The 22,507-nt window shown below is 61.9% G+C and carries 27 protein-coding genes; 10 read left to right on the top strand and 17 right to left on the bottom strand.

The features are described from left to right. Positions 1 to 22 precede the first annotated feature (22 nt). The 4 genes from J2X76_RS08515 to lgt all read right to left on the bottom strand — a co-directional run bounded on the left by J2X76_RS08515 (position 23) and on the right by lgt (position 4,033). Positions 23 to 1,174: a Xaa-Pro peptidase family protein gene (locus J2X76_RS08515; protein WP_310214967.1), complete on the bottom strand. Its 1,152-nt coding sequence runs from the start codon at positions 1,172 to 1,174 to the stop codon at positions 23 to 25. A 1-nt stretch (position 1,175) separates the two neighbouring features. Next, entirely contained in the window at positions 1,176 to 1,970 is a 795-nt protein-coding gene (pgeF, locus tag J2X76_RS08510) for a peptidoglycan editing factor PgeF (protein ID WP_310214965.1), read from the bottom strand. A 125-nt stretch (positions 1,971 to 2,095) separates the two neighbouring features. Beyond that, positions 2,096 to 3,196 (bottom strand): class I SAM-dependent methyltransferase, encoded by a 1,101-nt coding sequence (locus tag J2X76_RS08505; RefSeq protein WP_310214963.1) that lies wholly within the window; start codon positions 3,194 to 3,196, stop codon positions 2,096 to 2,098. 12 nt (positions 3,197 to 3,208) lie between these two features. Further along, a complete protein-coding gene (lgt, locus tag J2X76_RS08500; RefSeq protein ID WP_113128513.1) occupies positions 3,209 to 4,033 on the bottom strand; it encodes a prolipoprotein diacylglyceryl transferase in 825 nt (274 codons plus the stop codon). Positions 4,034 to 4,253: 220 nt separating this feature from the next. Between lgt and J2X76_RS08495 the strand changes: the two genes are divergently transcribed. After that, positions 4,254 to 4,508: an accessory factor UbiK family protein gene (locus J2X76_RS08495; protein WP_038588297.1), complete on the top strand. Its 255-nt coding sequence runs from the start codon at positions 4,254 to 4,256 to the stop codon at positions 4,506 to 4,508. 219 nt (positions 4,509 to 4,727) lie between these two features. Here J2X76_RS08495 and J2X76_RS08490 read toward each other — a convergent pair whose 3' ends face one another. Then, positions 4,728 to 5,066 carry a helix-turn-helix domain-containing protein gene (locus tag J2X76_RS08490; RefSeq protein ID WP_113282628.1) on the bottom strand — a complete coding sequence of 113 codons (339 nt, stop codon included), beginning with the start codon at positions 5,064 to 5,066 and terminating at the stop codon, positions 4,728 to 4,730. Between the two features lie 106 nt (positions 5,067 to 5,172). Between J2X76_RS08490 and J2X76_RS08485 the strand changes: the two genes are divergently transcribed. The 4 genes from J2X76_RS08485 to J2X76_RS08470 all read left to right on the top strand — a co-directional run bounded on the left by J2X76_RS08485 (position 5,173) and on the right by J2X76_RS08470 (position 8,150). Beyond that, positions 5,173 to 5,919, top strand: coding sequence for a glucose 1-dehydrogenase (locus tag J2X76_RS08485; protein ID WP_310214958.1), 747 nt, complete (start codon positions 5,173 to 5,175; stop codon positions 5,917 to 5,919). A 560-nt stretch (positions 5,920 to 6,479) separates the two neighbouring features. Then, positions 6,480 to 6,980 carry a YbjN domain-containing protein gene (locus tag J2X76_RS08480; RefSeq protein WP_113128442.1) on the top strand — a complete coding sequence of 167 codons (501 nt, stop codon included), beginning with the start codon at positions 6,480 to 6,482 and terminating at the stop codon, positions 6,978 to 6,980. After that, complete coding sequence (gene proC, locus J2X76_RS08475) at positions 6,980 to 7,798, top strand: pyrroline-5-carboxylate reductase (RefSeq protein ID WP_310214955.1); 819 nt, start codon at positions 6,980 to 6,982, stop codon at positions 7,796 to 7,798. Before J2X76_RS08480 ends, proC begins: the two co-directional genes overlap by 1 nt. A gap of 10 nt (positions 7,799 to 7,808) precedes the next feature. Further along, positions 7,809 to 8,150 (top strand): tRNA-binding protein, encoded by a 342-nt coding sequence (locus J2X76_RS08470; protein WP_113282625.1) that lies wholly within the window; start codon positions 7,809 to 7,811, stop codon positions 8,148 to 8,150. A 26-nt stretch (positions 8,151 to 8,176) separates the two neighbouring features. On the opposite strand, the gene J2X76_RS08465 is transcribed toward J2X76_RS08470, so the two are convergent. The 5 genes from J2X76_RS08465 to J2X76_RS08445 all read right to left on the bottom strand — a co-directional run bounded on the left by J2X76_RS08465 (position 8,177) and on the right by J2X76_RS08445 (position 12,252). After that, positions 8,177 to 8,758 carry a DUF1349 domain-containing protein gene (locus tag J2X76_RS08465; protein WP_310214952.1) on the bottom strand — a complete coding sequence of 194 codons (582 nt, stop codon included), beginning with the start codon at positions 8,756 to 8,758 and terminating at the stop codon, positions 8,177 to 8,179. 18 nt (positions 8,759 to 8,776) lie between these two features. Beyond that, positions 8,777 to 10,156, bottom strand: coding sequence for an ATP-binding protein (locus J2X76_RS08460; protein WP_113128445.1), 1,380 nt, complete (start codon positions 10,154 to 10,156; stop codon positions 8,777 to 8,779). 31 nt (positions 10,157 to 10,187) lie between these two features. After that, positions 10,188 to 10,886, bottom strand: coding sequence for a response regulator (locus J2X76_RS08455; RefSeq protein ID WP_113128446.1), 699 nt, complete (start codon positions 10,884 to 10,886; stop codon positions 10,188 to 10,190). A gap of 14 nt (positions 10,887 to 10,900) precedes the next feature. Next, positions 10,901 to 11,368 carry a MarR family transcriptional regulator gene (locus J2X76_RS08450; RefSeq protein ID WP_113128516.1) on the bottom strand — a complete coding sequence of 156 codons (468 nt, stop codon included), beginning with the start codon at positions 11,366 to 11,368 and terminating at the stop codon, positions 10,901 to 10,903. Positions 11,369 to 11,604: 236 nt separating this feature from the next. Beyond that, positions 11,605 to 12,252 (bottom strand): DUF1236 domain-containing protein, encoded by a 648-nt coding sequence (locus J2X76_RS08445; RefSeq protein WP_113128447.1) that lies wholly within the window; start codon positions 12,250 to 12,252, stop codon positions 11,605 to 11,607. 169 nt (positions 12,253 to 12,421) lie between these two features. On the opposite strand from J2X76_RS08445, the gene J2X76_RS08440 reads away from it, so the two are divergent. After that, the gene (locus tag J2X76_RS08440) at positions 12,422 to 12,628 is read left to right on the top strand and encodes a hypothetical protein (RefSeq protein WP_113128448.1); all 207 of its coding nucleotides are present in this window, start codon (positions 12,422 to 12,424) and stop codon (positions 12,626 to 12,628) included. A gap of 71 nt (positions 12,629 to 12,699) precedes the next feature. Next, positions 12,700 to 13,392: an MBL fold metallo-hydrolase gene (locus J2X76_RS08435; protein WP_310214947.1), complete on the top strand. Its 693-nt coding sequence runs from the start codon at positions 12,700 to 12,702 to the stop codon at positions 13,390 to 13,392. Between the two features lie 57 nt (positions 13,393 to 13,449). Here J2X76_RS08435 and J2X76_RS08430 read toward each other — a convergent pair whose 3' ends face one another. Beyond that, positions 13,450 to 13,665: a cold-shock protein gene (locus J2X76_RS08430; RefSeq protein ID WP_003494703.1), complete on the bottom strand. Its 216-nt coding sequence runs from the start codon at positions 13,663 to 13,665 to the stop codon at positions 13,450 to 13,452. A 266-nt stretch (positions 13,666 to 13,931) separates the two neighbouring features. On the opposite strand from J2X76_RS08430, the gene J2X76_RS08425 reads away from it, so the two are divergent. Continuing rightward, the gene (locus J2X76_RS08425) at positions 13,932 to 14,147 is read left to right on the top strand and encodes a hypothetical protein (protein WP_310214944.1); all 216 of its coding nucleotides are present in this window, start codon (positions 13,932 to 13,934) and stop codon (positions 14,145 to 14,147) included. A gap of 49 nt (positions 14,148 to 14,196) precedes the next feature. On the opposite strand, the gene J2X76_RS08420 is transcribed toward J2X76_RS08425, so the two are convergent. Next, complete coding sequence (locus J2X76_RS08420) at positions 14,197 to 15,147, bottom strand: EAL domain-containing protein (RefSeq protein ID WP_310214941.1); 951 nt, start codon at positions 15,145 to 15,147, stop codon at positions 14,197 to 14,199. A gap of 215 nt (positions 15,148 to 15,362) precedes the next feature. Between J2X76_RS08420 and J2X76_RS08415 the strand changes: the two genes are divergently transcribed. Then, positions 15,363 to 16,565 (top strand): pyridoxal phosphate-dependent aminotransferase, encoded by a 1,203-nt coding sequence (locus J2X76_RS08415; protein ID WP_113128451.1) that lies wholly within the window; start codon positions 15,363 to 15,365, stop codon positions 16,563 to 16,565. A 54-nt stretch (positions 16,566 to 16,619) separates the two neighbouring features. Here J2X76_RS08415 and J2X76_RS08410 read toward each other — a convergent pair whose 3' ends face one another. From J2X76_RS08410 to J2X76_RS08395, 4 genes are all read right to left on the bottom strand, one after another. Then, positions 16,620 to 17,846, bottom strand: coding sequence for a PQQ-dependent sugar dehydrogenase (locus J2X76_RS08410; protein WP_310214937.1), 1,227 nt, complete (start codon positions 17,844 to 17,846; stop codon positions 16,620 to 16,622). Positions 17,847 to 18,097: 251 nt separating this feature from the next. Beyond that, the gene (locus J2X76_RS08405; RefSeq protein WP_310214934.1) at positions 18,098 to 18,529 is read right to left on the bottom strand and encodes a DUF3597 domain-containing protein; all 432 of its coding nucleotides are present in this window, start codon (positions 18,527 to 18,529) and stop codon (positions 18,098 to 18,100) included. 105 nt (positions 18,530 to 18,634) lie between these two features. Next, positions 18,635 to 19,753, bottom strand: coding sequence for a 5-methyltetrahydropteroyltriglutamate--homocysteine S-methyltransferase (locus J2X76_RS08400; RefSeq protein ID WP_113128454.1), 1,119 nt, complete (start codon positions 19,751 to 19,753; stop codon positions 18,635 to 18,637). A gap of 168 nt (positions 19,754 to 19,921) precedes the next feature. Continuing rightward, complete coding sequence (locus tag J2X76_RS08395) at positions 19,922 to 21,028, bottom strand: calcium:proton antiporter (RefSeq protein WP_310214930.1); 1,107 nt, start codon at positions 21,026 to 21,028, stop codon at positions 19,922 to 19,924. Between the two features lie 235 nt (positions 21,029 to 21,263). On the opposite strand from J2X76_RS08395, the gene J2X76_RS08390 reads away from it, so the two are divergent. Then, positions 21,264 to 21,527, top strand: coding sequence for a DUF2188 domain-containing protein (locus tag J2X76_RS08390; protein ID WP_113128456.1), 264 nt, complete (start codon positions 21,264 to 21,266; stop codon positions 21,525 to 21,527). Positions 21,528 to 21,530: 3 nt separating this feature from the next. Here the strand turns inward: J2X76_RS08390 and J2X76_RS08385 are convergent, their stop codons facing one another. Next, positions 21,531 to 22,439 carry a LysR family transcriptional regulator gene (locus J2X76_RS08385; protein WP_310214927.1) on the bottom strand — a complete coding sequence of 303 codons (909 nt, stop codon included), beginning with the start codon at positions 22,437 to 22,439 and terminating at the stop codon, positions 21,531 to 21,533. Positions 22,440 to 22,507 lie beyond the last annotated feature (68 nt).

Genomic DNA, 22,507 nt, shown 5'->3' with positions numbered 1-22,507 from the left:
AATCGCCTGATTTTTCGCGCTTTCAGCGCTGAATGAGCTCCAAAGCATGGCGGGAAAGTGGCTGCGGATCGCCTTCCGTCGTCAGGTAGGTGTGGCCAAGCGTCATGGCGGCGCCGCTGTCGGAATCCATGATGATCATATGCACGAACAGCGTCATGTCGGGCAGGATTTCCTGCGGGTTGCCGAAGTGGAACATCTGGTGCTCCATCCACGAAGGCGAGAAACGGGCGCCGAGCGAGTAGCCGCAGGCGTTGAGGCGGTGGCGCGACAGGCCGCGCTCGTCGAGGATGCGGGCATGGGTGTCGAAGACGTCGCCAAAGGTGTGGCCGGGGCGCAGGACCTCTTCGATCGCCTGGATGGTTTCGAGGCAGGCCTTGTAGAGCTCGCGGTGGCGCGGCGTCGGCTCGCCGACAACGACGGTGCGCATCATCGCAGCGTGGTAATGCGCCGCCGTACCCGCCCATTCGAGCGTCAGCTGGTCGGTCGCGTCGAGCTTGCGGCGGCCAGCCTTGTAACGGCACAGCAGCGCGTCGGCGCCGGAGCCGATGATGAATTCGTTGGCGGGATAGTCGCCGCCGCCGAGGAAGACGGCGCCCTGCATGGCGGCAAGAATTTCCGCCTCGTCGCCGCCGGCCCCGATCAGCGGCAGCGCCGCTTCGAGCGCGTCGTCGGCAAGTTCGGCGGCGCGCTTCGCAAAGGCGATTTCCGCCGGGCTTTTGACGAGGCGAAGCGTGCTGACCAGATAGGAGGCGTCGCTGATCTGGCCGAAGGTGGCGAGCTGGTTGTCGATCAGGCGGGCGATGCGGCCGGTCATGCCGTGGGTATCGTATTCGATACCGATTTTCGCGCCGAGCAGGTCCATGTCGCTCAGAAGGTTCTTGAGGTCGAGGGTCGGATCGGCGTTCACCCGGTCGACCCAGACGACGATGTTTTCGACGATGGACGTGTGGCGCGCCTGGCGCAGGTCGGCTGAGCGGGTGAGCAGCGTCATCGTGCCGTCCGCCTTGACGATCAGGGTCTGGAAGAAGCAGTAGCCGAACGTGTCGTAGCCGGTCAGCCAGTACATGCTTTCCTGGGCGAAGATCAGCAGCGCATCCAGTTTTTCGGCACGCATCTTCTCCGTCAGCCGCGTCAGCCGGTCGGCGTATTCGCTCCTCTCGAAATGCAGGGCCATATCAATTCTCCCGAAGTGCGATTGCTGAAATCTGACGGCCGTAATCCGGCTCTTTGGCATGGGTGGTGCGGCGGTAGGAATAGAACCTCTCCGCATCCGGATAGGTATCCAATCCGAGGCTTTCGGCCCGAATACCGGTCTGCGTCAGCCGCCGGATGGTCAGCGACGGCAGGTCGAACATAGAATGCCCCGCATTCGATGACGGTGTGAAGAAGGTCTCGTAGGACGGATCGTGTTCCAGGAACCGGTCGACGAATTCCGGGCCGACCTCGTAGCTCGCCGGGCCGATCGAGGGGCCGAGGACCGCCGTGATGTTCCGGCGCTCCGCCCCGAGCGAAATCATCGCCTCGACGGTGTTTTCGAGCACGCCGGTGAGCGCGCCCTTCCAGCCGGCATGGGCCGCGCCGATCACGCCGTTTTCGCCGTCGGCGAACAGGATCGGGCCGCAATCGGCCGCGAGCACGCCGAGCGCCACGCCCGGCACGTTCGTCACCATCGCATCGACCTTCGGCCGTTCGCCGGCATAGGTCTCGTCGACCACGAAAACGTCGGGAGAATGGACCTGGTGGACTGTCGCGAGCTTTTCGACAGGCAAGCCGAACCAGGCGGCGACCCGGGTGCGGTTTTCGATCACTTTCTCGCGGTCGTCATCCGAGCCGATGCCGACATTCAGGCCGGCGTACAAGCCTTGAGAAACACCGCCCTTGCGGGTGAAGAAACCGTGGCGGATGCGGGCGCCGGCCCTGTCCTTCAACAGGGGGCTCTCGATCGGCGTCGGCACGGGTCTGTCCTGCATCGGCGGTTTCTATCCTGTTGATTTCAAGGGGTTTTGGGCAGGTTTTCAGGGTGCGCCTGCTGCTTCGATCTCGTGCGAGAGTGGCGCAAGGGAAGGGCGGATGTCAATCCGTTGCTGCCCGCACCTTATTCCACAGCCCGGAAGGGCATCAGGTTGAGCGCCGGGCTCGACACCGCGATGACCTTGAACAATTCGCCCATCTTGCCGGCACCTTCGCCGGCCAGTCGGTCGACGGCGGCGGCGATCAGCCGCTGTTCGGTCGGCTCCTTGTCCTTGGCGAGCGCGGTGGCCCGTTCCGCAAGGCCGAGGCCGAACAGGAAATCGCCCTGGTGCAGGCCGCCGTTGAGATGCACGCCCATGGAGACGGCAATGCGGGCGAGGTCCTCGAAGTCCACATGGCTGGTCAGATCCGCCTCGCCGGGATTTTCGAGCGGCGGGTCGTAGTCGTGGTGGCGGACAGCCTGCAGCGTATCGCCGAAGCCGGTGACGAGGTGGCCGTAGTCGATGATCAGCGCCGTGCCGCCGAAGCTGCGCAAGCGTTCGCACAGCGTCAGCATGACCGCCTGGCGGGCCGGCGACAGCTCGAAGATGGTGCCATCCGGAATGCCGGCGGCCGGCGAGGGCAGGAGCTGCGGATCGAGTGTCGCGACGCCGGCGGCAAAGCCCAGTTCATCCTCGGCGGTCAGGCCCACGAGACGTTCGCGGAACCCGGTGGGCGTCTTGACGAACTGGCGGATCGGGATCGCGTCGAACAATTCGTTGGCGGCGATCAGCGTGAAGCCGTCGGGGACTTCCTCGAAGCTGTCATGCCAGGAAACCTTGGTGGAGAAGGCTTCGAGCGTGATGCGCTGGACGCCGCGCAGGCGCTCGCTGGTCTCGACCAGATGCACATGCAGGTCTTCAAAAAGCGGCGGCGCGATGCGTTTGATCACCCGCAGCATGTCGGCCATCATCGTGCCGCGGCCGGGGCCGATCTCCACCAGCCGGACGCCGGTCGGCGTGCCGTGCTGCTGCCAGGCATGCACCATGAAGACGCCGATCATCTCGCCGAACAACTGGCTGATTTCCGGAGCGGTGATGAAGTCGCCGTGGCGGCCGAAGGGCTCACGGGTACGGTAGTAGCCGTATTCCGGATCGGCCAGGCAGAGCGCAAAATAATCGGTGACGCTGATCGGACCGTTGGTGCGGATCAGGGTCTTGATCTTTTCGGTCAGAGGAGTGCTCAACGGGCGCCTCCCTCAAGCCTTTGCCGCGGACGTTACCGCCGCGCGGGCCCTGACGATCGCCCACAGGCCGGCAGCGATCATCGGCAGCGACAACACCATGCCCATCGTCAGCCAGCTTGTGCCGAGCAGATATCCGAGCTGTGCGTCAGGTTCGCGGAAGAATTCCACGAAAATACGGCAGAGCGCATAACCCACGACGAAGGTCCCGGCGATGGTGCCCGGGATCTTCAGGGCCTTGAAACGGAAGATCATCAGGGCAAGGACGAGCACGAGCACGATGCCTTCGAGCCCGGCTTCGTAGAGCTGGCTCGGGTGGCGCGAGAAAGGCCCGCCGGTCGGAAAGACGACCGCCCAGGGCGCGTCGCTGAGGCGTCCCCACAGTTCGCCGTTGATGAAATTGGCGATGCGGCCGAAGAACAGGCCGAAGGGCACGACCGCGGCGACCGTATCGAACATGCTCCAGACCGGAATGGCATTACGGCGGGCGAAGATGATCATGGCGATCGTCGCACCGATGAAGCCGCCATGGAAGGACATGCCGCCGTTCCAGATCTCGATCGCGCGGATCGGGTTTGCGGCCACTGCCGCCAGATCGTAGAACAGGATGTAGCCGATACGGCCTCCAAGCACGATGCCGGCCGCGACCCAGACGAGAAAATCGTCGAGTTGGGCTGCGGTTATAGGCGACTGATCGTTTCTCCACAGCGAGGCGTTCGCCGCCAGCCGGCGCGCATAAAACCAGCCGAGCATGATGCCGGCGACATAGGCGAGCCCATACCAATGGATGGCGAGCGGGCCGATGGAAAAGGCCACCGGATTGATGTTCGGGAACGGCATCAGAGCGAAAAGATGAAGCGCTTCGTACAAGTTACAGGGTTCCCACCTAACGGTATTTCGCGGAACATGGCGTTGCGGCATTCGGCGGTCAAGATGAATCTAAGCGAGTGCTGATGCTAACGGTGGATGATGCTTGCAAGCGGACCGCGCAGGCCCTACTTGATCCTCATGAACATTCGCCGGCCGGATTGCCGGCCAGACGATATGGGAGTTCAAAACCATGGCAACCGGCACGAACCGCATTCTCGACGATTTCGCGCGGCTGATGACCGATGCCGCCGGCGCCGCCCAAGGTGTGCGCAAGGAGGTCGAAACCGCATTCCACGCCCAGGCCGAGCGCTTCCTCAACAGCATGGATATCGTCAAGCGCGAGGAATTCGAGGCCGTCCGCGAAATGGCCGCCCGCGCCCGCGACGAGAACGAAGCGCTGAAGGCGCGGATCGAAGCACTGGAAGCGAAGCTTTCGGCGCAGTAATTTCATTCGTCGCAATAGACCCTCTCCCGGCCCGCGGAAGAGGGTTGTGTCCCGCGCAACGCGGGAGAGGTGCGGGGCGGCGGCGCCCTATTTCCAATCTTATGCAGCATCAATTGCCAATGGTGCCGTTCCGCCCCCATGCGGCATGGGTGACCTAGAAGGTCCAGGAACCCTCTGCAGTCGCAAATTCCGGCTGTATGGTGCCGTCGACGACGGATTTCAATCTGCAGCCGCGGGAGGCCGTCCGTAGGCAGTCAGAATGGCAAGGATAAGCCCCGGGAAGCGAGCATCCACTTCCGAGCAACGCGAATGGTTGCTCATCTCGATGCCACGGCGCTCGCACCGGATAAGGCCGGCCTCGCGCAGAACTTTGACATGCTGAGAGAGCGATGATTTGGGGATGACACGCTCGCCCAAACTGGAAAGCGCAGCGCAGTTTCCGCTCGAGCCGGCGCCTGCGATCTGCGCAAATATCGCCGCACGTTCCGGATCAGAAAGAGCGTAGAGGATTGCCTCGGGTTTTATATCCCCAATTGCTGGATGAAAGAGCGATCTCATAACTTTTATATAGGTGCACTTGAAATACAGATCAACAGTTCCGAATTTCCGAACTACGGAACAGTACCGTCGATACCGGCGGTTTCCGGGTTGAAAAGGAACGATCATGTCTAAACTTGCAGGAAAAGTGGCCGTGGTGACCGGGGCCTCAAAGGGGATCGGCGCTGCCATCGCCAAGGCGCTCGCCGCCGAGGGTGCGGCCGTCGTCGTGAATTACGCTTCGAGCCAGGCGGGAGCGGACGCCGTTGTCCAGGCCATCACCGCGGCCGGCGGCAGGGCGATCGCCGTACAGGGCGATGTTTCGAAGGCGGAACAGGCAAGGGGATTGATCGACGCTGCGGTCAACGAGTTCGGTCACCTCGACGTGCTGGTCAACAATTCAGGCATCTACGCGTTCGGCGCGATCGAAGAAATCGACGAGGAACATTATCGCCGAATGTTCGACGTGAACGTTCTGGGCGTCCTGTTCGCGACACAAGCAGCGGTCAAGCACTTTGGTGATGGCGGCAGCGTCATCAATATCTCGTCCGTCGTGACCAGTTTGGCTCCGCCTGCCTCGTCGGTCTATACCGGTACCAAGGGAGCGGTAGATGCCATCACGAGCGTGCTTGCCAATGAGTTGGGTCCGCGTAAAATCCGGGTCAACGCCATTCTCCCCGGTATGGTCGAGACCGAGGGCACGCACACCGCAGGGTTCATCGGCTCTGACTTCGAGCGCGAAGCTGTGACCCAGACTCCGCTCGGACGTATCGGTCAGCCCGATGACATCGCCAAAATCGCGGTCTTTCTGGCTTCCGACGATGCCGGCTGGATAACCGGAGAGCGATTGACTGCCAGTGGCGGTTTTCATTGATCATCAGATGTCGTGCGTTCTCTCCACAGGGGACGCGCGATGCCCACACCATAGGATGGCGACGGCCATAGTGCGGCTGTCCGGCTGCTTCGCAGCCAACGGTCGTCTGCTGCTTCCTTTGAAGGTGAGGGCATTGGCATCGATACCACCGAAATACCTCCGCCTGTCCCATTCCCAACCAACCGCGCCCGGAAAACCGTCGGCGTGGGCGAAGGTGCTTGATCGTTTTCCAGTGCTTCTTCCAAAAAAATGACACCCTGTGGACACTGTCAAAAAACCGAGTGTCCAGAGTCGGTTATGACTCCGTTCTGATCTGCGCTGCGAACGCGTTTGGAGATTTGGTCCTGTAAAAACCGCAGAAGGGGCTGGCAGCCGGACTCCGTCTAGGTACACTGATTTTAAAGGATGATTCGAAACGGCCTGGTAAGCTCCAGACAGGGTGACTGCGTTATTCTGGCAGCGTCGGACGATCATCGACAGTGTTGTTCCCGGTTATTGTTCGCGTGTTTTGGCGTTTTATCCGCACGAATTCGCATTCATTCCGGTCAAGAAGGTGCCGCATGAGCCTTATGGAAATGGAAATCGAACGTCAGTCGAATCCGGTCGACATGATCGAATTCGTTGCTGCCTCGAACGACTGGACGTTCGAACGGTCGGGCGAGGATGAAATCGCCATGACCGTGGAAGGCCGCTGGACGGACTACCATGTTTCCTTCTCCTGGATGGAGGAGTTCGAAGCGCTGCATCTGGCCTGCGCTTTCGATATCAAGATCCCCGATGCCCGCGTCAATGAAGTCATCCGCCTGCTGAGCCATGTCAACGGCCAGGTGCTGATGGGGCATTTCGACCTCTGGCGCCAGGAAGACGTCGTGATCTTCCGGCAGTCGCTGCTTCTGGCCGGCGGCGCCGAGCCCAACAACCAGCAGGTCGAAGTGCTGCTTTCGAGCGCGCTCGAAGCCTGCGAGGCCTATTATCAGGCGTTCCAGTTTGTCGTATGGTCGGGCATGGAGGCGAAAGCCGCCATGGAAGCCGTTCTGTTCGAAACCGTGGGCGAATGCTGATGGCCTTGGGTCAGTTGGGATCGATCATTCTCGTCGGCGCCGGCAATATGGGCGGCGCAATGCTGTCCGGCTGGTTGAAGAAAGGCGTGCCCGGCGCCTCCGTGACCGTCATCGACCCGTCGCCGTCCGATGCCATGAAAACGATGATCTCGGAGGCCGGCGCGCAACACCTCACCGTGCTGCCGCAAGGTGTATCCGCGGATATCCTGTTCCTTGCGGTGAAGCCGCAGCTTATGGACGCCGTCCTGCCGCCCTTGAAGCCGGTCGTTGGTTCCGGCACCGTGGTCGTGTCGGTCGCGGCCGGCAAGACGCTCGCCTATCTCGAAAAGCATCTCGGCGAAGCCGCCATGGTGCGTGCCATGCCGAACACGCCAGCGATGATCGGGCGCGGCGTGACCGGCGCCTATGCCAATCCCAAGGTCACCGGGGCTCAGCGCGAAGCGGTGCAATCGCTGCTGAAGGTCAGCGGCCCGGTGGAATGGGTATCGGGCGAAGCGGATATCGATGCGGTGACTGCCGTTTCGGGCAGCGGCCCGGCCTATGTCTTCTATCTCGTGGAGTGCATGGCGGAAGCGGGCCGCAAAGCCGGTCTGCCGGCTGATCTCGCCATGCGGCTTGCGCGCGAAACCGTCTCAGGGGCAGGGGAACTCCTCCATCAGTCGCCCGACGACGCTTCCAGGCTTCGCCAGAACGTCACCTCGCCGAACGGCACGACCGCCGCAGCGCTTGCGGTTCTGATGGCGGACGACGGCATGCAACCGTTGTTCGACAAGGCGGTCGCCGCCGCCCGCAACAGAGCCGAAGAACTCGGCGCCTGAGTGGAATTCCATGGCTGAAGAGATCACCTACGGCGACTTCGAACGAGTCGATATCCGCGTCGGCACGATTGTCGAGGTCGAGGCCTTTCCGGAAGCCCGAAAGCCGGCCTTCAAGCTGAAGATCGATTTCGGCCCGGAGATCGGCATCAGGAAGTCGTCGGCGCAGATCACCGTGCATTATACGCCGGAGACGCTTCTCGGCCGGCAGGTGCTCGGCGTCGTCAATTTCCCGCCGCGGCAGATCGGCCCGTTCCGCTCGGAAGTGCTGACCCTCGGCTTCGAGGACGAAAACGGCGCGATCGTGCTGGCCGCTGTCGAACAGCCGGTGCCGAACGGCCGCAAGCTGATGTAACCGGCGCTGATGCGTCGCGCAGGTCGTCAGTGGATATCGCGGCTCTTGACGTCGCTCAGATCGAACGACCGGAACTCGACCTCGAAGCCGGCGCGTTGCGGTGAGCAGAAGGTCATGCCGACGGAGAGTTCAGTGAGTTCGGGCGGGAAATAAGCGAGCCGCGCCATGCGCCAGTCCGGCTGCACATCGGTGCGGTACTGGACGAAGAGGGCGTCGCCCATGCGGGTGACACGGACGGAAATTTCCTCGAAATCGTCGGTGAGGCGGAAGGCGGACCAGTCGGAACGGCCGTTGGTCACCACCACGCTGAAATGGCGGGCGCCGTCGGTGAATTCGATGCCGCATTTCACCCAGTGTTTTTCGTCATGGCGGATCATCAGGCCGGCCTGGTCGTAGAGCGCTTCGTAGCGGCCGGCGAAGGAAGTTTCGGCGGTGAAATCGCCGTTCCGCGTCTGGTGGAGAAAGTGACCGCTGTCGCGGTGGAAGCCGTAATAGGTGCCCTGCCAGAAATCGGTTTCAAAGCCGGAGCAGGCGATCAGCCTGCCATTCTCTTCGCGGCTTTCCGGCGGCGGGTTCAGCCAGGACATTCGGGACAGGTCGATCGGCATCGGTTCCTCGAAAGATGATCAGGCGGGTACGCGCACGACGGCGCGCAGGCCGCCGCGGGGGCTGTCGGCAAGCGTGACATTGCCGCCATGGGCACGGGCGATGTCGCGGGCGATCGCAAGGCCAAGCCCGGTGCCGGACGAATTGAGATTGCGGGCCTCGTCAAGGCGGTAGAAGGGTTTGAAGACATCCTCGCGCGACGCGGCCGGGATGCCGGGGCCGTCGTCGTCGAGGGTCAGCGTCAGCCACTTGGCGCTGTGCCTTGCATCGACATGCAGCGACTTGGCGTAGCGTTCGCTGTTGGCGACGAGGTTGCCGACCAGCCGGGTGAAGGCGTTGGGGCGAACGGCGATCTCGTCCTCGCCGTCGATCTCGTAGGTCATGGTCTTGCCGTGCAGGGTAAATTCCGAGCGCAGCTTTTCGAGCAGTTCGCTCAGCCGCAATTCGCCGAAATCCTCCTCCGCCTCGCCCTTGGCGAAGGCGAGGTATCCTTCCAGCATCGACTGCATGTCGTCGACGTCCTGGCCCATTCCGGAAAGTTCCGGCTTGTTGCCGGCAAGCGCCAGCTGCAGCTTGAAGCGGGTGAGGATGGTTCGAAGATCGTGGCTGATGCCGGCGAGCATGGCGGTACGCTGTTCCATCTGCCGCTCGATGCGTTCGCGCATCTGGATGAAGGCAAGGCCGGCGCGGCGGATCTCGTCGGCGCCGCGCGGCGAAAAACCATCGGTTTTCTGGCCCTTGCCGAAACTCTCGGCGGCGCTCGCCAGCGTCAGGATCGGCCGGATCTGGCCACGCAGGAAGAGGATCGAGATGACGACCAGAACGAAGGCCGCGCCGATCATCCAGACGAGGAAAATGTGGGTGTTGGAGGCGTAGGTGGAACCGCGGCGGACGAAGACGCGCAGCACCCTCGTGTCGAACTTGATGCGGATCTCGACGAGCCGGCTGTCGCCCACCGTGTCTATCCAGAAGGGCATCTGGATCTGCCGGGTGATCTGGTCGGCGAGGATATCGTCGAGGATCTCGAAGAAGGGCCGGGAGCGGGGCGGCGGCAGCTGGCCGTTTTCCTCGACCGCGATGGTGAGGTTCAGCGCGTCGCTGGCGATACGGCTGATCGCATCATAATTGCTGTCCTGCGGATAGGCCTGGATCACCTCGATGATGCCGGCGATATCGCGCACCGTGCTTTCCGACAGGCGTTCGGTCACCATGCGCCAGTGCCGCTCCATGAAGACGGAGGCGACGACGCCCTGCAGCAGCAGCATCGGCAGGATGACGATCAGAAGAGAGCGCGTATAGAGGCCGGTCGGCAGGCGGCGGCGCAGCCACCGGGTCATCGGCCGCCAGCCCGGTAGGGTCAGCCGGTCCATGTCGCGCTTCAGGGGGTCGAAAAGTGCCATCCTGCCTTCAGCCTGTGCCGGTTTGCTCCGGCTAATCGATACTCAGCCTGTATCCGATGCCGCGCACCGTCTGGAGATAGACGGGGTTGGCCGGATCTTCCTCGATCTTACGCCGCAAACGATTGATCTGCACGTCGATCGTGCGCTCGCCGACTTCGGCGTCGTCACCGATCAGCTCGTGGCGAGGAATGGTGTCGCCGGCACGCAGTGCAAACAGCAGCATGATCTCCTGTTCGCGGTCGGTCAGCCGGATCGTCTCGGCCGCCTTGCGCAATTCCTTGCGCGGGATCGAGAAGGTGAAAGGCCCGAACATGATCTGCTCAATCTTCGGCGTGTCGGGCGAGGTGCTGCGGCGGAGGATATTGTTGATGCGCAGCACCAGTTCGCGCGGATCGAAGGGTTTCGACAAATAGTCGTCGGCGCCGGCTTCGAGGCCGGCGATGCGCGATTCCGATTCGGCGCGGGCCGTCAGCAGGATCACCGGCACCGTCTTCTTCTGGTAGAGCGACTGGGTAAGCGAAATGCCGGACTCGCCGGGCATCATCACGTCCAGAATGACGAGGTCGAAATGCAGACCTTCGAGCTTGCGGCGGGCTTCCGCCGCATCGCCCGCGACGGTGACGCGAAACCCCTGTTCCATCAGGTAACGGTTTAGGAGATCGCGGATGCGGGTATCGTCGTCGACCACAAGAAGATGGGGCGCATCATCGGAAGGGGGCAGTGTCGTCATCTCGGGGGTTCCGCTTAATCCAGATCGCTGTCTATTGGCTCGATGCTTTCGTCGCGGCCGCGCATGTGGCGCAGGAATTCCTTGACCGAGGCCCGCGTGTCCGGGGTCAGCTCCTCCATGGCGCGAGCGATACGGCGCGATTGCGGCTCGGAAAGGGCGAGCGCCAGTTCCCGGCCCGCCAGCGTCGGATAGAGCCGGCGCTGGCGCCGATCCTTGGCGCCGGCCATCTGGCGAATATAACCCGATTCGATCAATTGCTTGAGGACGCGCGCAAGGCTCTGCTTGGTGATCTGCAGCGTATCAAGAAGGTCGGTGACCATCATGCCCGGTTGGCGGCTGACGAAATAGACAACCCGGTGGTGGGCGCGGCCCATGCCGATCTTGGCGAGAATGGCGTCCGGATCGGACACGAAATCACGGTAGGCGAAGAAAAGCAGTTCGATGGTCTCGAAGTCGATCTGGGCTTCATCGACTGCCGGCATGGCCGGCAGGACCTTCTTGACGGCTTTTCCCGTCGATGCGCGCGACACTCGCGTTTCCTTTCCCTTATGGCTGCTTGCCGTTCGGCCGAAGCTCTTATTTACTGATTTCACAGTGTAACCTGACGCACGTCATAAAGCGCGAACAGGCTGAACAATCAACAGCATTTGTTGGAAAGGGCGGATGCGGGCCAGCGCAAAGGGAAAGGGCGCCGTCCGGGGCGCCCTTTGACGAGAATTCAATCGTAGATGTGGACGATGCGACGGGTGCCCGGATCGACGAGCACGGGCCGGTCGTTGACCACCACATAATCGTAGTCGTAGTCCGGCACCTGCTGGACCACCACGCCGGGCGGCAGCGTGGCGCCGATTGCCACTTCGTTGCGGACATAGACCGGCTGGGCCGGGTGCTCCTCGATATAGCCGATGACGGTTTCCGGCGGCTCTACGGCTTCCACGGCGCCGACGGGTCCAAGCAGAATATCGCCCTGGCCGGGCACGGGTGCCGGGGGAGCGATGCTTGCCGTCGTCTCGTAGGTCACGGTCGGGACTTCATACTGGGTGCGATACTGCTCTACCGCGACCGGCGCGCCGTTGTGGCGGATGGTCAGGTATTGCGCATAGACCCAGCCGCGCATGCCGTTGACATCGATGCGGCACCATTTGCTGCCCTCGAGGCAGCCATCCATCATGGCCGGGCTGCCGCGGGTGGCAAGGCCGATTTCGGGATAGTTCTGGCCGGGACCGGAGCGGACGATGATGTCCGAAGCGGTGGTGGTTGTCATCTGCGCCTGGGCGGGCAGGGCGAGCGCCGAAAGGACGGCGCCGAGGCCCAGCCAGGTCAGGTTCCGGCACTTCAAATCCGGGCGTTTCAACCAAGTCGTCATGGATTTTCTCCTCATGTTGACTGGCGGGGTAACCCCGGCGTGTCCGGGTGGTTCCGCCGGAGGTGGCTGGAACCCGCATGCTGTGGCGGGAGCGCAACAGGTCGAAAGAAGGCAGGGAACCTTTCTCCCGCCAGTCCATTGATCCCGCCACAAGCACCGGAGAGAGCCTATGACGACCCAGATGACGACCGCGCAGACCTTTGCCGCACTCCCGCCGATCACGATGGAAACCTCAAGCCCGGCAAACCCGCTAAAAGGTGTTCTGGTGACGGTTTTTGCGCTGAAGATCGTGATTGCCGCCTTCCTGATTGCCACCGTATCCCTCTCGCCGCCGGTTGCCGCCGAGGCGCACAACACGACCCTCGCCTCGAATTGATCTTTTCGGCTGAAATGCCTTCCGTTTAGCGGTATACCCCGCCGGATATTATCGCTTGAGACCGAGGCATCATGGGCAAGTTACAGGCCGGTATCATTCCGGTGACGCCATTCCAGCAGAACTGCACCATCCTTTTCGACGACGAGACCAAACAGGGCGTGGTCGTCGATCCGGGCGGCGACGTGCCGACCATTCTGCAGGTCATTCAGGAAAACGGTATTGCGCTTACGGAAATATGGCTGACGCACGGGCATATCGACCACGCAGGCGGCGCCGACGAATTGCGCGAGGCCTTGGGCATCCGGGTGATCGGGCCGCACGAGGCCGACCTGCCACTCCTGCAGCGGCTGGAGACGCAGGCGGAAAAATTCGGGGTCAAGATGGCAGCGCGCAACGTCGTGCCGGACCGCTGGCTCAACGAGGGAGACACGGTCTCGTTCGGCGACCACGTGTTCGAGATCTTCCATTGCCCGGGCCACGCGCCGGGTCATGTGATCTACTACAACCGCGCGCAAGGTTTCGCGCATCTCGGCGACGTGCTGTTCAACGGTTCGATCGGTCGCACCGACCTGCCGGGCGGGGATCACGATACCCTGCTCGCCTCGATCCGCGATAAGGTTCTGCCGCTTGGCGACGAGGTCGGATTCATCTGCGGCCATGGGCCGGGAAGCCGGATCGGCGACGAACGGCGCACCAATCCGTTCCTGCGCGGCCTCGGCGCGCCGGAGCCGCGACACAACTCGACCAAAAATACGTCGATTTAAAAAAAACCCGGCATCGCTGCCGGGCTTCAACTCGAAATGGAAAGCCTCCGGAGAGGCTTAACCGGCGATCTGCAGGTTAACGGCCTTGGGGCCTTTGCCGCGACGATCCGGTTCCGTGTCGAAGCTCACTTTCTGGTTTTCCGACAATCCGGACAGGCCGGAAGCCTGTACGGCAGAGATATGAACAAAGATATCGGCGCCACCATTGTCAGGCTTGATAAAGCCGAAGCCTTTGTCGGTATTGAAGAATTTTACAGTGCCAGTCTCGGCCATGCAGCAGGTCCTTTTCTCTCTGTCCGTGTTCAGCGGCGGACAGCATCATAGTGTAGCCCCGAAGGGCGGCGGCAGGCAGCTTTAAGAAAGGGTCCCTGTCTTTACCGCGATGACCGGCAGGAATTGCTTTGAAATCTCCGCCCCCGGCCTATCGCCCGAAGTCTTAGCGCCTTCGGAACGCGTCATTATAGGTCTTCCCATGCTCGTAAATTGCCCGAACTTGCACAGAGTGCTGTGTTTATCGAAAATTGGCAAGAAAAAGTTTTTTGAACCATCGCCACAATGAGAAATTGCAAATTGCCGGAACGCCTGAAAATGCGGGGTTTGCGCCTTTCCATCGCGCCTCCGCGACCCAATTCATCGCTGGCAATGCTTTGTTTACCCTATTCTGTGCCATTTTGGCGCAAATGGCGCGAAAAGAAAAAGATTCGTCGCTCATGTATTTTGGGGGCGCGTCAGAGGACCTTGCGCGGAGTCCTTGAGGACCCGCGGCGGCGGTCGGTCGTTGCGTAAAAGCCCTGGCTTGCCGCCTTATTCGCCGCCGGATTGCCGGCGGCCGAAGGTGCGGGCGGGTCTCGCGGATACCGGCTTGACGAGGACCGGAGGAGGGGGCGCGGCGGCGGCCCTGCTGGCACCCAGCGTGATGTCGCTAGAACCCGTGTGGAGCGGCGCAAGGTCGGCGAGGTTTTCCGGAAAGCTCTCGTTGAATGTCGTCGGTGCGAGTTCGGGCCTAGCAAGGGCATAGCCCTGCATCAACGGCACGCCGAGTTCCTCGCAGAGATCCACCTGCCACACTTCTTCGAGCCCTTCGAAGATCGGCTCGATACCGTCGTCGAGCATCTGGCCGACGATGACGCGCAGCAGCGCCAAACCGGCGGAATTGTCGAGGAAGTCGCGGACCCAGGCGGCCTCGAACTTCACATAGTCCGGCCTGATGCGCTTCAGCCGATCGAGGTCGGAATCGCGCGCGCCGTAATCGTCGATGGCGATGCGGAAGCCGACTGCCCGCATGTGTTCGGTAAAGGCGACGACGATATCGTCGGCCGCGCCCGATCTTTCGGAGATTTCGCAGACGATGCGATCCGGTGCGAGGCCGGCTTCGTGGCTGGCGACTTTGATGCGATCGACTTCCTGACGCATTTCCTGGGGCGTGCGGAAGAGGCCGGGATGGAATTTGACGAAAATCCGGGCGCGCGCGCGGTTCAGCCGGCCAGTGTTGAGGATGTGGATGGTGCGCAGGATGCTGTCGACATCGGCCATGTCGACCGGGGAGACGAGCGGAAAGAACTCCGCCGGCGAGACAGGTTCGGCGTCGCGGGAGGCGCGCAGCAGGCCTTCGAAGGCTTCTATTTCAAGGCCGCTGTCAGGCGTCGACCGAAAGATCGGCTGCAGGGCCGATTGCAGCAGGAAGGGGCCGTAGATGGTGGAGAACGACCCGTTGTCGCTGCGAACCAGATTGGCGAAGATGCTTCTCGGCGTCATGCCTGTGCCCGTCGTTTCCGTTATCCCTCCCTCCTGGTTGTAGCATTCAAGGGTTACGTGGTTGTAAAGAAGGTTTCGAAGGTTTTAATCAGCTTCTTTCATGGCTCACATTCAAGCTTTGTGCTTGAAACGGCGTCACAGTTTAGACATAGAGCGTACGGGCGGTTTTCGGCGCGCGATGCCGCCTTGTTCAACAGCTCTTCAGGACGAAGATTATGGCCTTTCTTGCCGACGCACTTTCCCGCGTAAAGCCCTCTGCCACCATCGCCGTTTCCCAGAAAGCCCGCGACCTGAAAGCAAAGGGCCGCGACGTGATCGGGCTCGGCGCAGGCGAGCCGGATTTCGATACGCCGGAAAACATCAAGAAAGCCGCCATCGACGCGATCAATCGCGGCGAGACCAAATATCCGCCGGTTTCCGGCATTCCGCAGCTTCGCGAGGCGATCGCCCGGAAGTTCAAGCGCGAGAACAATCTCGATTACACCCCGGCCCAGACGATCGTCGGTACCGGCGGAAAGCAGATTCTTTTCAACGCCTTCATGGCGACACTGAACCCGGGCGATGAAGTGATCATCACCGCGCCCTACTGGGTTTCCTATCCGGAGATGGTTGCCATCTGCGGCGGCACGTCCGTCTTCATCAAGGCGAGCCAGGAAAACAACTTCAAGGTGACCGCGGCCGATCTCGAAAAGGCGATCACGCCGAAGACCAAGTGGTTCCTGTTCAACTCGCCGTCCAATCCCTCGGGCGCTGCCTATACCCATGACGAGCTGAAGGCTCTGACGGACGTACTCGTCAAGCACGAGCACGTCTGGGTGCTGACCGACGACATGTACGAGCACCTGACCTATGGCGACTTCAAGTTCGTCTCCCCAGCTGAAGTGGAGCCGAAGCTCTATAACCGCACGCTGACGATGAACGGCGTTTCCAAGGCCTATGCGATGACCGGCTGGCGTATCGGTTATGCGGCCGGCCCGCTCGAGCTGATCAAGGCGATGGACATGATCCAGGGCCAGCAGACCTCGGGCGCCTGCACGATCGCCCAATGGGCATCGGTCGAGGCGCTGAACGGTCCGCAGGACTTCATCCCGGCCAACAAGAAGATCTTCGAAGCCCGCCGCGACCTGGTGGTCTCGATGCTCAACCAGGCGAAGGGCATCGTCTGCCCGTCTCCGGAAGGCGCTTTCTACGTCTACCCGTCCTGCGCCGGCCTGATCGGCAAGACCGCGCCGTCCGGCAAGGTCATGGAGACCGACGAGGATTTCGTCACCGAGCTTCTTGAAACGGAAGGCGTCGCCGTCGTCCACGGTTCGGCCTTCGGCCTCGGCCCTAACTTCCGCATCTCCTATGCCGCTTCGGAAGAACAGCTCGAAGAGGCCTGCAAACGCATCCAGCGCTTCTGCGCCAACTGCAAGTAAGCCGGCCCGACCCGATCAGCAGAGCCCGCCGGCGACGGCGGGCTTTTGCGTTCATCAGCTTTTCGTCAGCTTCACGATCGTCGATTCTCCGCCGCCGCGCTGTTCTGTCACCGCATAAACCGCGCCGTCGGGGCCGACCTTGACGTCGCGGATACGGGCGCCGAGCGGCACGCGTTCCTCATAGGCAACCTTGTCGCCATCCATATGGACGACCACGATGCCTTGCGCGACCAGGCCGCCGATCAGGAAGGAGTTCTTCCATTCGGGGATGGCGTCGCCGTCATAATAGGCCATGCCCGACGGAGCGATGACCGGGTCCCAGAAGTAGACCGGTTGCTCGGTCTCCTTCATGGCGGTGATGCCCTTGCCGATCGGCCGGCCGCTGTAATCGATGCCGTAGGTGACTTCCGGCCAGCCATAGTTCTTGCCGGCCTCCGGACGGTTCAGTTCGTCGCCACCGCGCGGGCCGTGCTCGACCGTCCAGAGGCGGCCCTTGCCGTCAAGCGTGGCGGACTGGAGGTTGCGGTGGCCGAGCGACCAGATTTCCGGCCGGGCGCCCTGCCGGTTGACGAAGGGATTGTCGGGCAGCGCCTTGCCGTTCATGTCGATGCGGAAGACCTTGCCAAGGCCGCTCGATATATCCTGGGCCTGCACGCGGGGCTGTGGATCGGAGCGTTCGCCGACGGTCACGTAGAGTTCCTTGTTGGGGCCGAACACGAGGCGCGAGCCGAAATGCTTGTTGCCGTCATAGCTCGGCATCTGGCGGAAGATGATTTTGAGGTTTTCCAGCCTGCCGCCGCCGCGGTCGTCCGGCACGAGCTTAGCCGAGGCGACGGAAGTGCCGTTGCCGTCGTTTCGCTGTTCGGAGAAGGAAAAGAAGATCATCCCGCTGGTCTTGAAATCGGGAGCCAAAGCCACGTCGAGCAGGCCGCCCTGGCCGGCGGAAAGTACTTTCGGCACGCCTTCGATCTTCGGCCCGGCTTCGCCTTCTTCCGAGATGATGTGCATGGCGCCTTGCTTGGCGGTCACCAGCATGCGGCCGTCGGGCAAGAATTCCATGGCCCAGAGATGCGGAAGGTTTTCCGCAATGACGTCCTGCGTGATCTTCGGCATGGTTTGAGGCTGAGGGGCACGGGTCTGGTTGGCGAAGGCCGGCTGCTGATTGCTGGCATTCGGGGCTTTGGTTTCCGCGGGCTGTCCGGCGCTTTGGGCAAGAACGGGGCTGGCAACCAGCGCGACGGACAGGACAGAGCCGGTCAGGAGAAGACTGAGACGTTTCATCGTGGACTCCTTACATGCGGCGGTATCGACCGCCGGGGCCTTGAACGACACTCCCGCACGCGGTGAAAGAGTATCGGCGATGGCCCTCATCTAGGGCGTTTATCGGCAAAGCACCCAACACGGCCCGTTCAAGATTAGTTTATTGACGCGCCGGCAATGAAAAGCCCGCCGGCAAAGGCGGGCTTCCGGCCTTGGAATCTGCGGCCGGTCAGCCGACGAGGCGCTGCCGGCCGGCCGCAAGAAGCCGCTGTTCAGTCTGCAAGCTCGGCCGGCACCTTGCCGCCATTTTCGGCGAGCTTCTTCATCAGCGCCTTGTGGAGCCAGACGTTCATCGTCGCGGAATCGTTAGTGTCCCCGCTATAGTGCAGTTCGGCGGCGAGTTCCTTGCGGGCCGTAAGACTGGAATCGAGGTCGAGCGCCTTCATCAGGTCGACGATCGATTTGCGCCAATCCAGCTTCTGGCCGCTCTTCTTGACGGCCGCGTCGAGTATCGGAGTGATATCGACAGGGCCGGATGAGGCAGGGGCGGATGCTGCAGGTGCCGCCGAAGGGATTGGCGTCGGATTGGACGCCGGGGCGGCGGAAGCGGAAACCGGAGCGGCCGGTTTCAGAGGTTCGGCGGCAGGTGCCGCTTCGGCATGGCCGCCCCAGATCGCGTTCTTGATCTTGTCTAATACACCCATCTTGCAGTCTCCCTTGAGTTTATCTGTCAGGAGAACGTCGGGCGGGTTCAGGAATTCTCAAGAGGCCGGCCGCAGTTAAATCAATAGCTGCGGCCGGGGAATGGATCAGGCCGTGCCCCAGATGGCTTCGGCGGTCTTGACGACGAGTTCAAGCTTGCGCTTCTGGTCGTCCTCGGTGATCGAGTTGCCTTCTTCGGTCGAGGCGAAACCGCACTGCGGCGCGATGCCGAGCTGGTCGATGTCGACGAATTTGGAGGCCTCGTCGAAGTGACGACGGAGGCTGTCGAGCGTTTCCAGTTCACCGGTCTTGGTGGTGATGAAGCCTGGATAGACGCGCTGCTTGGAACCCTTCTGGAGCAGGGAGAGCGGCTGCAGGCCGCCGGAACGCTCGGTGTCATATTCCATGAAGAACATGTCGACGCCGGTCTTGTTGAAGATCGCGTCGGCCGCAGCATCGTAGCCGCCTTCGGCAGCCCAGGTGGAGCGGAAGTTGCCGCGGCACATGTGCATGCCGATCAGCATGTCCTTCGGGCGGTCCTTGATCGCTTCGTGCATGGTTTCGGCGTATTTCTGGATCAGCCAGTCCGGATCGTAGCCTTCCTCGCGCTTCATGGCGCGCTGCTTTTCGTCGCCGAGATAGGCGAAATAGATGTCGTCCATCTGCAGATAGCGGCAGCCGGCGTCGTAGAACTTCTGCACGGCCTTGGCATAGGTGCGGGCGAGGGCCGCGAAAAGCGCTTCCTGATCCTGGTATTCCGGATAGGTCACGTCGGCGCGGGCGGTGCGGTAATGCGCAACGCTCGGGCCGGGGATGGAGATCTTCGGCGTCACCTTGGTGTTGGCGGCGAGGAACTTGAAGTGTTCCAGATGCGGGTGATCGTCCGGGAAGTCGAGCTTGCCGTTGATGGTCGGGAAGGTCGGCGGCAGCTTGACGCCGTGGAAGGTGACACCCTTGTGGGCTTCGCGGGTGACGAATTCCATGCCGTCGAGCAGGCCGAGGAAGTCGTAATGCCAGAAGTGGCGGCGGGCTTCCCCATCGGTCACGACCTTCAGGCCGACGCTTTCCTGCAGTTTGATCAGGTCCTTGATGCCTTCGTCTTCGACGGCCTTCAATTCCTCGGCGGAAATGCTCTTGTCTTCGTAAAATTTCTTGCGGGCATCCTTGATGGAAGCGGGACGCAGCAGCGAACCGACGTGGTCGGCTCTGTAGGGAGGTGTAGACATCTCAAAATCTCCTTCATGCGCAACAGGGTGGCCGCGCCAAATTCCGGAACGCCGGTTCGAAACCAGCCTTCGCCGCGCGGACACGACCATATTTCAGACATTGATTCAACCTCTTCCCGATCCGATTCCGTTCCCGCTTGCAAGTCCTTGATGCGGAATCGGATTTGCCTAGAGGCCGACGGCCGTCAGCATCACGAAGGTCGCAAAGAGGACGAAATGGGTCATGCCCTCGATGGCGTTGGTCTGGCCGTCATTGAGGTTGATAGCCGCGACAACGAGGGTGATCGCGACCATCACGGTCTGCACCGGCGTCATGGCCATGATGAAGGGTTGGCCGCTGTAGAGGGCGATGCCTTCCATGACGGGGACGGTCAGGATGACGGTCGAGAGCGAAGCGCCCATGGCGATGTTGACGACGGACTGCATGCGGTTGCGCAGAGCCGCGCGCAGGGCGGTCAGGATTTCGGGGGCTGCGGAAATCGCTGCGACCACGACCGCCATCAGCGTCAGCGGTGCGCCGCTGCCCTCCAGCCCGGCATTCATGAGCGTGGACATGAACTCCGCGAGGAAGCCGATGATCAGCACGCCGGCCAGAATGATGCCGATGGAGATCGCGGCGGATTCCGTCCCGGCCTCGTTCTGCGGCGCTGGGGTGCCGGTGGCCGGCTTGGCGGTGCGGGGATAGGTGTAACTGAAGAAATAGCTGTGCGGACCGACCTGCATTTTCAGGAACACCGCGTAGAGCGCGATCATCGCGCAGATCGTGAAGGCGGAATAGTAGTGCCAGCGGTCGCCGGGGATGAATTCCGGGACGATCATGGAAATACCCATGGCCGTCAGGATCATCACGCTGTAGGTGCGGCTGGAATCGTCGTTATAGGGCTGCTCGCCATGGCGCAGGCCGCCGAGCAGGGCGGCGAGCCCGAGGATGCCGTTGATATCGAGCATCACGGCAGCATAGATCGTGTCGCGCACCAGGGTCGGGGAACTGGTATTGCCCATCATGATGGCAAGGATCAGCACTTCGACCGCCACCGCCGACAACGTCAGGATCATCGTGCCATAGGGATCGCCGACCTTGTGGGCCAACATTTCGGCATGATGGGCGACCCGGGTCGAGGCGAGGATGATGATGCCGATCAGGGCGGCGGCCGCGATCAGCGAAGCCGTCTTGCCGGCTTCGAGTACGGCGTGCTCGACGGAATAGGCGACGACGCCCGAGGCCAGCGCGACGACGAGAAATCTTTCCTGCCTCAGCAGGGACAACAAACCCACGTTCCACTCCTGACCTTGCACCCGGCGCTAATCTAACGCGGCAACCTGCGGCATCAAGCATGGTTCCCTTTTCGCCTCAAGGATTTGCGGTCCTGCGCCTTTGATGACATACTTTGCGGCGTGATTTGCGATGTGGCTTGGAACCTCGTGGCACCTTTTTCGATTTTTCACACCGATGCCGCGACAGGACAAAGATCCAAATGGATCGAGGCAGCCATGAAAGACAGGAGGGAGTATGACCAAGGTTACCTATAAAGTCGTGCCGCATGACGGCGGCTGGGCCTATCGCCAGGGCGACGTCTATTCTGAAACCTTTCCCAGCCATTCCGACGCCTTGCAGGCGGCCCGCATCGTCGCGGCCGAACAGCAGGTCGGCGGAGAGGCGGAAGAGATCAGCTGGCAGGATGAAAAAGGCATCTGGCACAGTGAATACAGCGACGGTGGCGACCGGCCCGAGGCCGAGGTCATGGACGGCGACGAAGGGTCGACCACCCACTGAACGTCAGTCGCGGACATAATCCAGCAGGCCTTTGACGAGTGCGTCGAAAGTGACCCGCCAGCGGGGCGACGACTTCAGGTTTTCATGCATGGCGACCCAGGTATCGAGCGGCAGTTCGAAAACCTCGGGCAGCACCCGGACCAGATCCGTGTCGCGCTTGGCGAGACCGACCTGGCAGATGCCGATACCGACGCCGCCGCGGATCGCCGCAAGTTGCGCGAGATTGTTGTCCGCGCGGTAACTCCAGCGGATATGATCGAGGTCAGGGAAGGCCGGGGCCGCGATACGGATACGGTTCGCGGCAGCGCGCACGAAGGCGGTGCGCCGGTCGAAGCCGATCAGCCGGTGCGTTGCCAGATCTTGCGCGCTTTGCGGAACTCCATGCCGATCCAGATAGCGGCGATGGGCAAACAGCCCGAGAGGGAGCCCGCCGATATGGCGGGCGACAAGCGCATCCTGTGCCGGACTGGCCATGCGCACCGCGATATCCGATTCACGCTTCAAAAGATCCTCAAGAGAATCCGACAAGGACAATTCGAGTTCCAGGCCGGGATGCTCGTCCTGCAGGCAGGCGAGGATCGGCGGCAGGACTTCGACGCCGATCACCTCGCTGGCGCTGATCCTTACCGTTCCCTTGATCGCGCCGATCTCGCCCGATGCCACCCGCTGCATGGCGGCGGCGGTCATGGCGAGGTTTTCCGCATAGGGTTGCATCGCCAGCGCCGGTTCTGTCGGCAGGAGGCCCTGCTGCGAGCGGGTGAAGAGCTGGTAGCCCACCGCCTCTTCCAGCGAATCGATATGGCGACCGACGGTGGGCTGGGTCAGGCCGAGTTGGCGCGCGGCGGCCGAGAGCGAGCCGAGTTGCAGGACGGCAAGGAAGGTGCGGTAGAAATCCCAGCTTATGTCATTCATTTATGTATGGATACTCGTCATTTTTCGCTAATTCCGTATATCATCCCGTAGAGCGATATTCCAGCCGA

The sequence above is a fragment of the Neorhizobium sp. 2083 genome (assembly GCF_031455615.1).
Classification (GTDB): domain Bacteria; phylum Pseudomonadota; class Alphaproteobacteria; order Rhizobiales; family Rhizobiaceae; genus Neorhizobium.
The sequence above is the reverse complement of the archived record's forward strand: the minus strand, read 5'-3'. Positions and strand labels throughout refer to the sequence as shown.

Coding starts and splice junctions, on each gene's coding strand:
- J2X76_RS08515 (WP_310214967.1), bottom strand. CDS start 1,174: ATGGCCCTGCATTTCGAGAGGAGCGAATACGCCGACCGGCTGACGCGG.
- J2X76_RS08485 (WP_310214958.1), top strand. CDS start 5,173: ATGTCTAAACTTGCAGGAAAAGTGGCCGTGGTGACCGGGGCCTCAAAG.
- J2X76_RS08460 (WP_113128445.1), bottom strand. CDS start 10,156: ATGGCACTTTTCGACCCCCTGAAGCGCGACATGGACCGGCTGACCCTA.
- J2X76_RS08465 (WP_310214952.1), bottom strand. CDS start 8,758: ATGCCGATCGACCTGTCCCGAATGTCCTGGCTGAACCCGCCGCCGGAA.
- J2X76_RS08445 (WP_113128447.1), bottom strand. CDS start 12,252: ATGACGACTTGGTTGAAACGCCCGGATTTGAAGTGCCGGAACCTGACC.
- proC (WP_310214955.1), top strand. CDS start 6,980: ATGGCCTTGGGTCAGTTGGGATCGATCATTCTCGTCGGCGCCGGCAAT.
- J2X76_RS08455 (WP_113128446.1), bottom strand. CDS start 10,886: ATGACGACACTGCCCCCTTCCGATGATGCGCCCCATCTTCTTGTGGTC.
- J2X76_RS08410 (WP_310214937.1), bottom strand. CDS start 17,846: ATGAAACGTCTCAGTCTTCTCCTGACCGGCTCTGTCCTGTCCGTCGCG.
- J2X76_RS08470 (WP_113282625.1), top strand. CDS start 7,809: ATGGCTGAAGAGATCACCTACGGCGACTTCGAACGAGTCGATATCCGC.
- J2X76_RS08450 (WP_113128516.1), bottom strand. CDS start 11,368: ATGCCGGCAGTCGATGAAGCCCAGATCGACTTCGAGACCATCGAACTG.
- pgeF (WP_310214965.1), bottom strand. CDS start 1,970: ATGCAGGACAGACCCGTGCCGACGCCGATCGAGAGCCCCCTGTTGAAG.
- J2X76_RS08400 (WP_113128454.1), bottom strand. CDS start 19,753: ATGTCTACACCTCCCTACAGAGCCGACCACGTCGGTTCGCTGCTGCGT.
- J2X76_RS08440 (WP_113128448.1), top strand. CDS start 12,422: ATGACGACCCAGATGACGACCGCGCAGACCTTTGCCGCACTCCCGCCG.
- lgt (WP_113128513.1), bottom strand. CDS start 4,033: ATGCCGTTCCCGAACATCAATCCGGTGGCCTTTTCCATCGGCCCGCTC.
- J2X76_RS08435 (WP_310214947.1), top strand. CDS start 12,700: ATGGGCAAGTTACAGGCCGGTATCATTCCGGTGACGCCATTCCAGCAG.
- J2X76_RS08390 (WP_113128456.1), top strand. CDS start 21,264: ATGACCAAGGTTACCTATAAAGTCGTGCCGCATGACGGCGGCTGGGCC.
- J2X76_RS08495 (WP_038588297.1), top strand. CDS start 4,254: ATGGCAACCGGCACGAACCGCATTCTCGACGATTTCGCGCGGCTGATG.
- J2X76_RS08415 (WP_113128451.1), top strand. CDS start 15,363: ATGGCCTTTCTTGCCGACGCACTTTCCCGCGTAAAGCCCTCTGCCACC.
- J2X76_RS08405 (WP_310214934.1), bottom strand. CDS start 18,529: ATGGGTGTATTAGACAAGATCAAGAACGCGATCTGGGGCGGCCATGCC.
- J2X76_RS08430 (WP_003494703.1), bottom strand. CDS start 13,665: ATGGCCGAGACTGGCACTGTAAAATTCTTCAATACCGACAAAGGCTTC.
- J2X76_RS08480 (WP_113128442.1), top strand. CDS start 6,480: ATGAGCCTTATGGAAATGGAAATCGAACGTCAGTCGAATCCGGTCGAC.
- J2X76_RS08385 (WP_310214927.1), bottom strand. CDS start 22,439: ATGAATGACATAAGCTGGGATTTCTACCGCACCTTCCTTGCCGTCCTG.
- J2X76_RS08420 (WP_310214941.1), bottom strand. CDS start 15,147: ATGACGCCGAGAAGCATCTTCGCCAATCTGGTTCGCAGCGACAACGGG.
- J2X76_RS08490 (WP_113282628.1), bottom strand. CDS start 5,066: ATGAGATCGCTCTTTCATCCAGCAATTGGGGATATAAAACCCGAGGCA.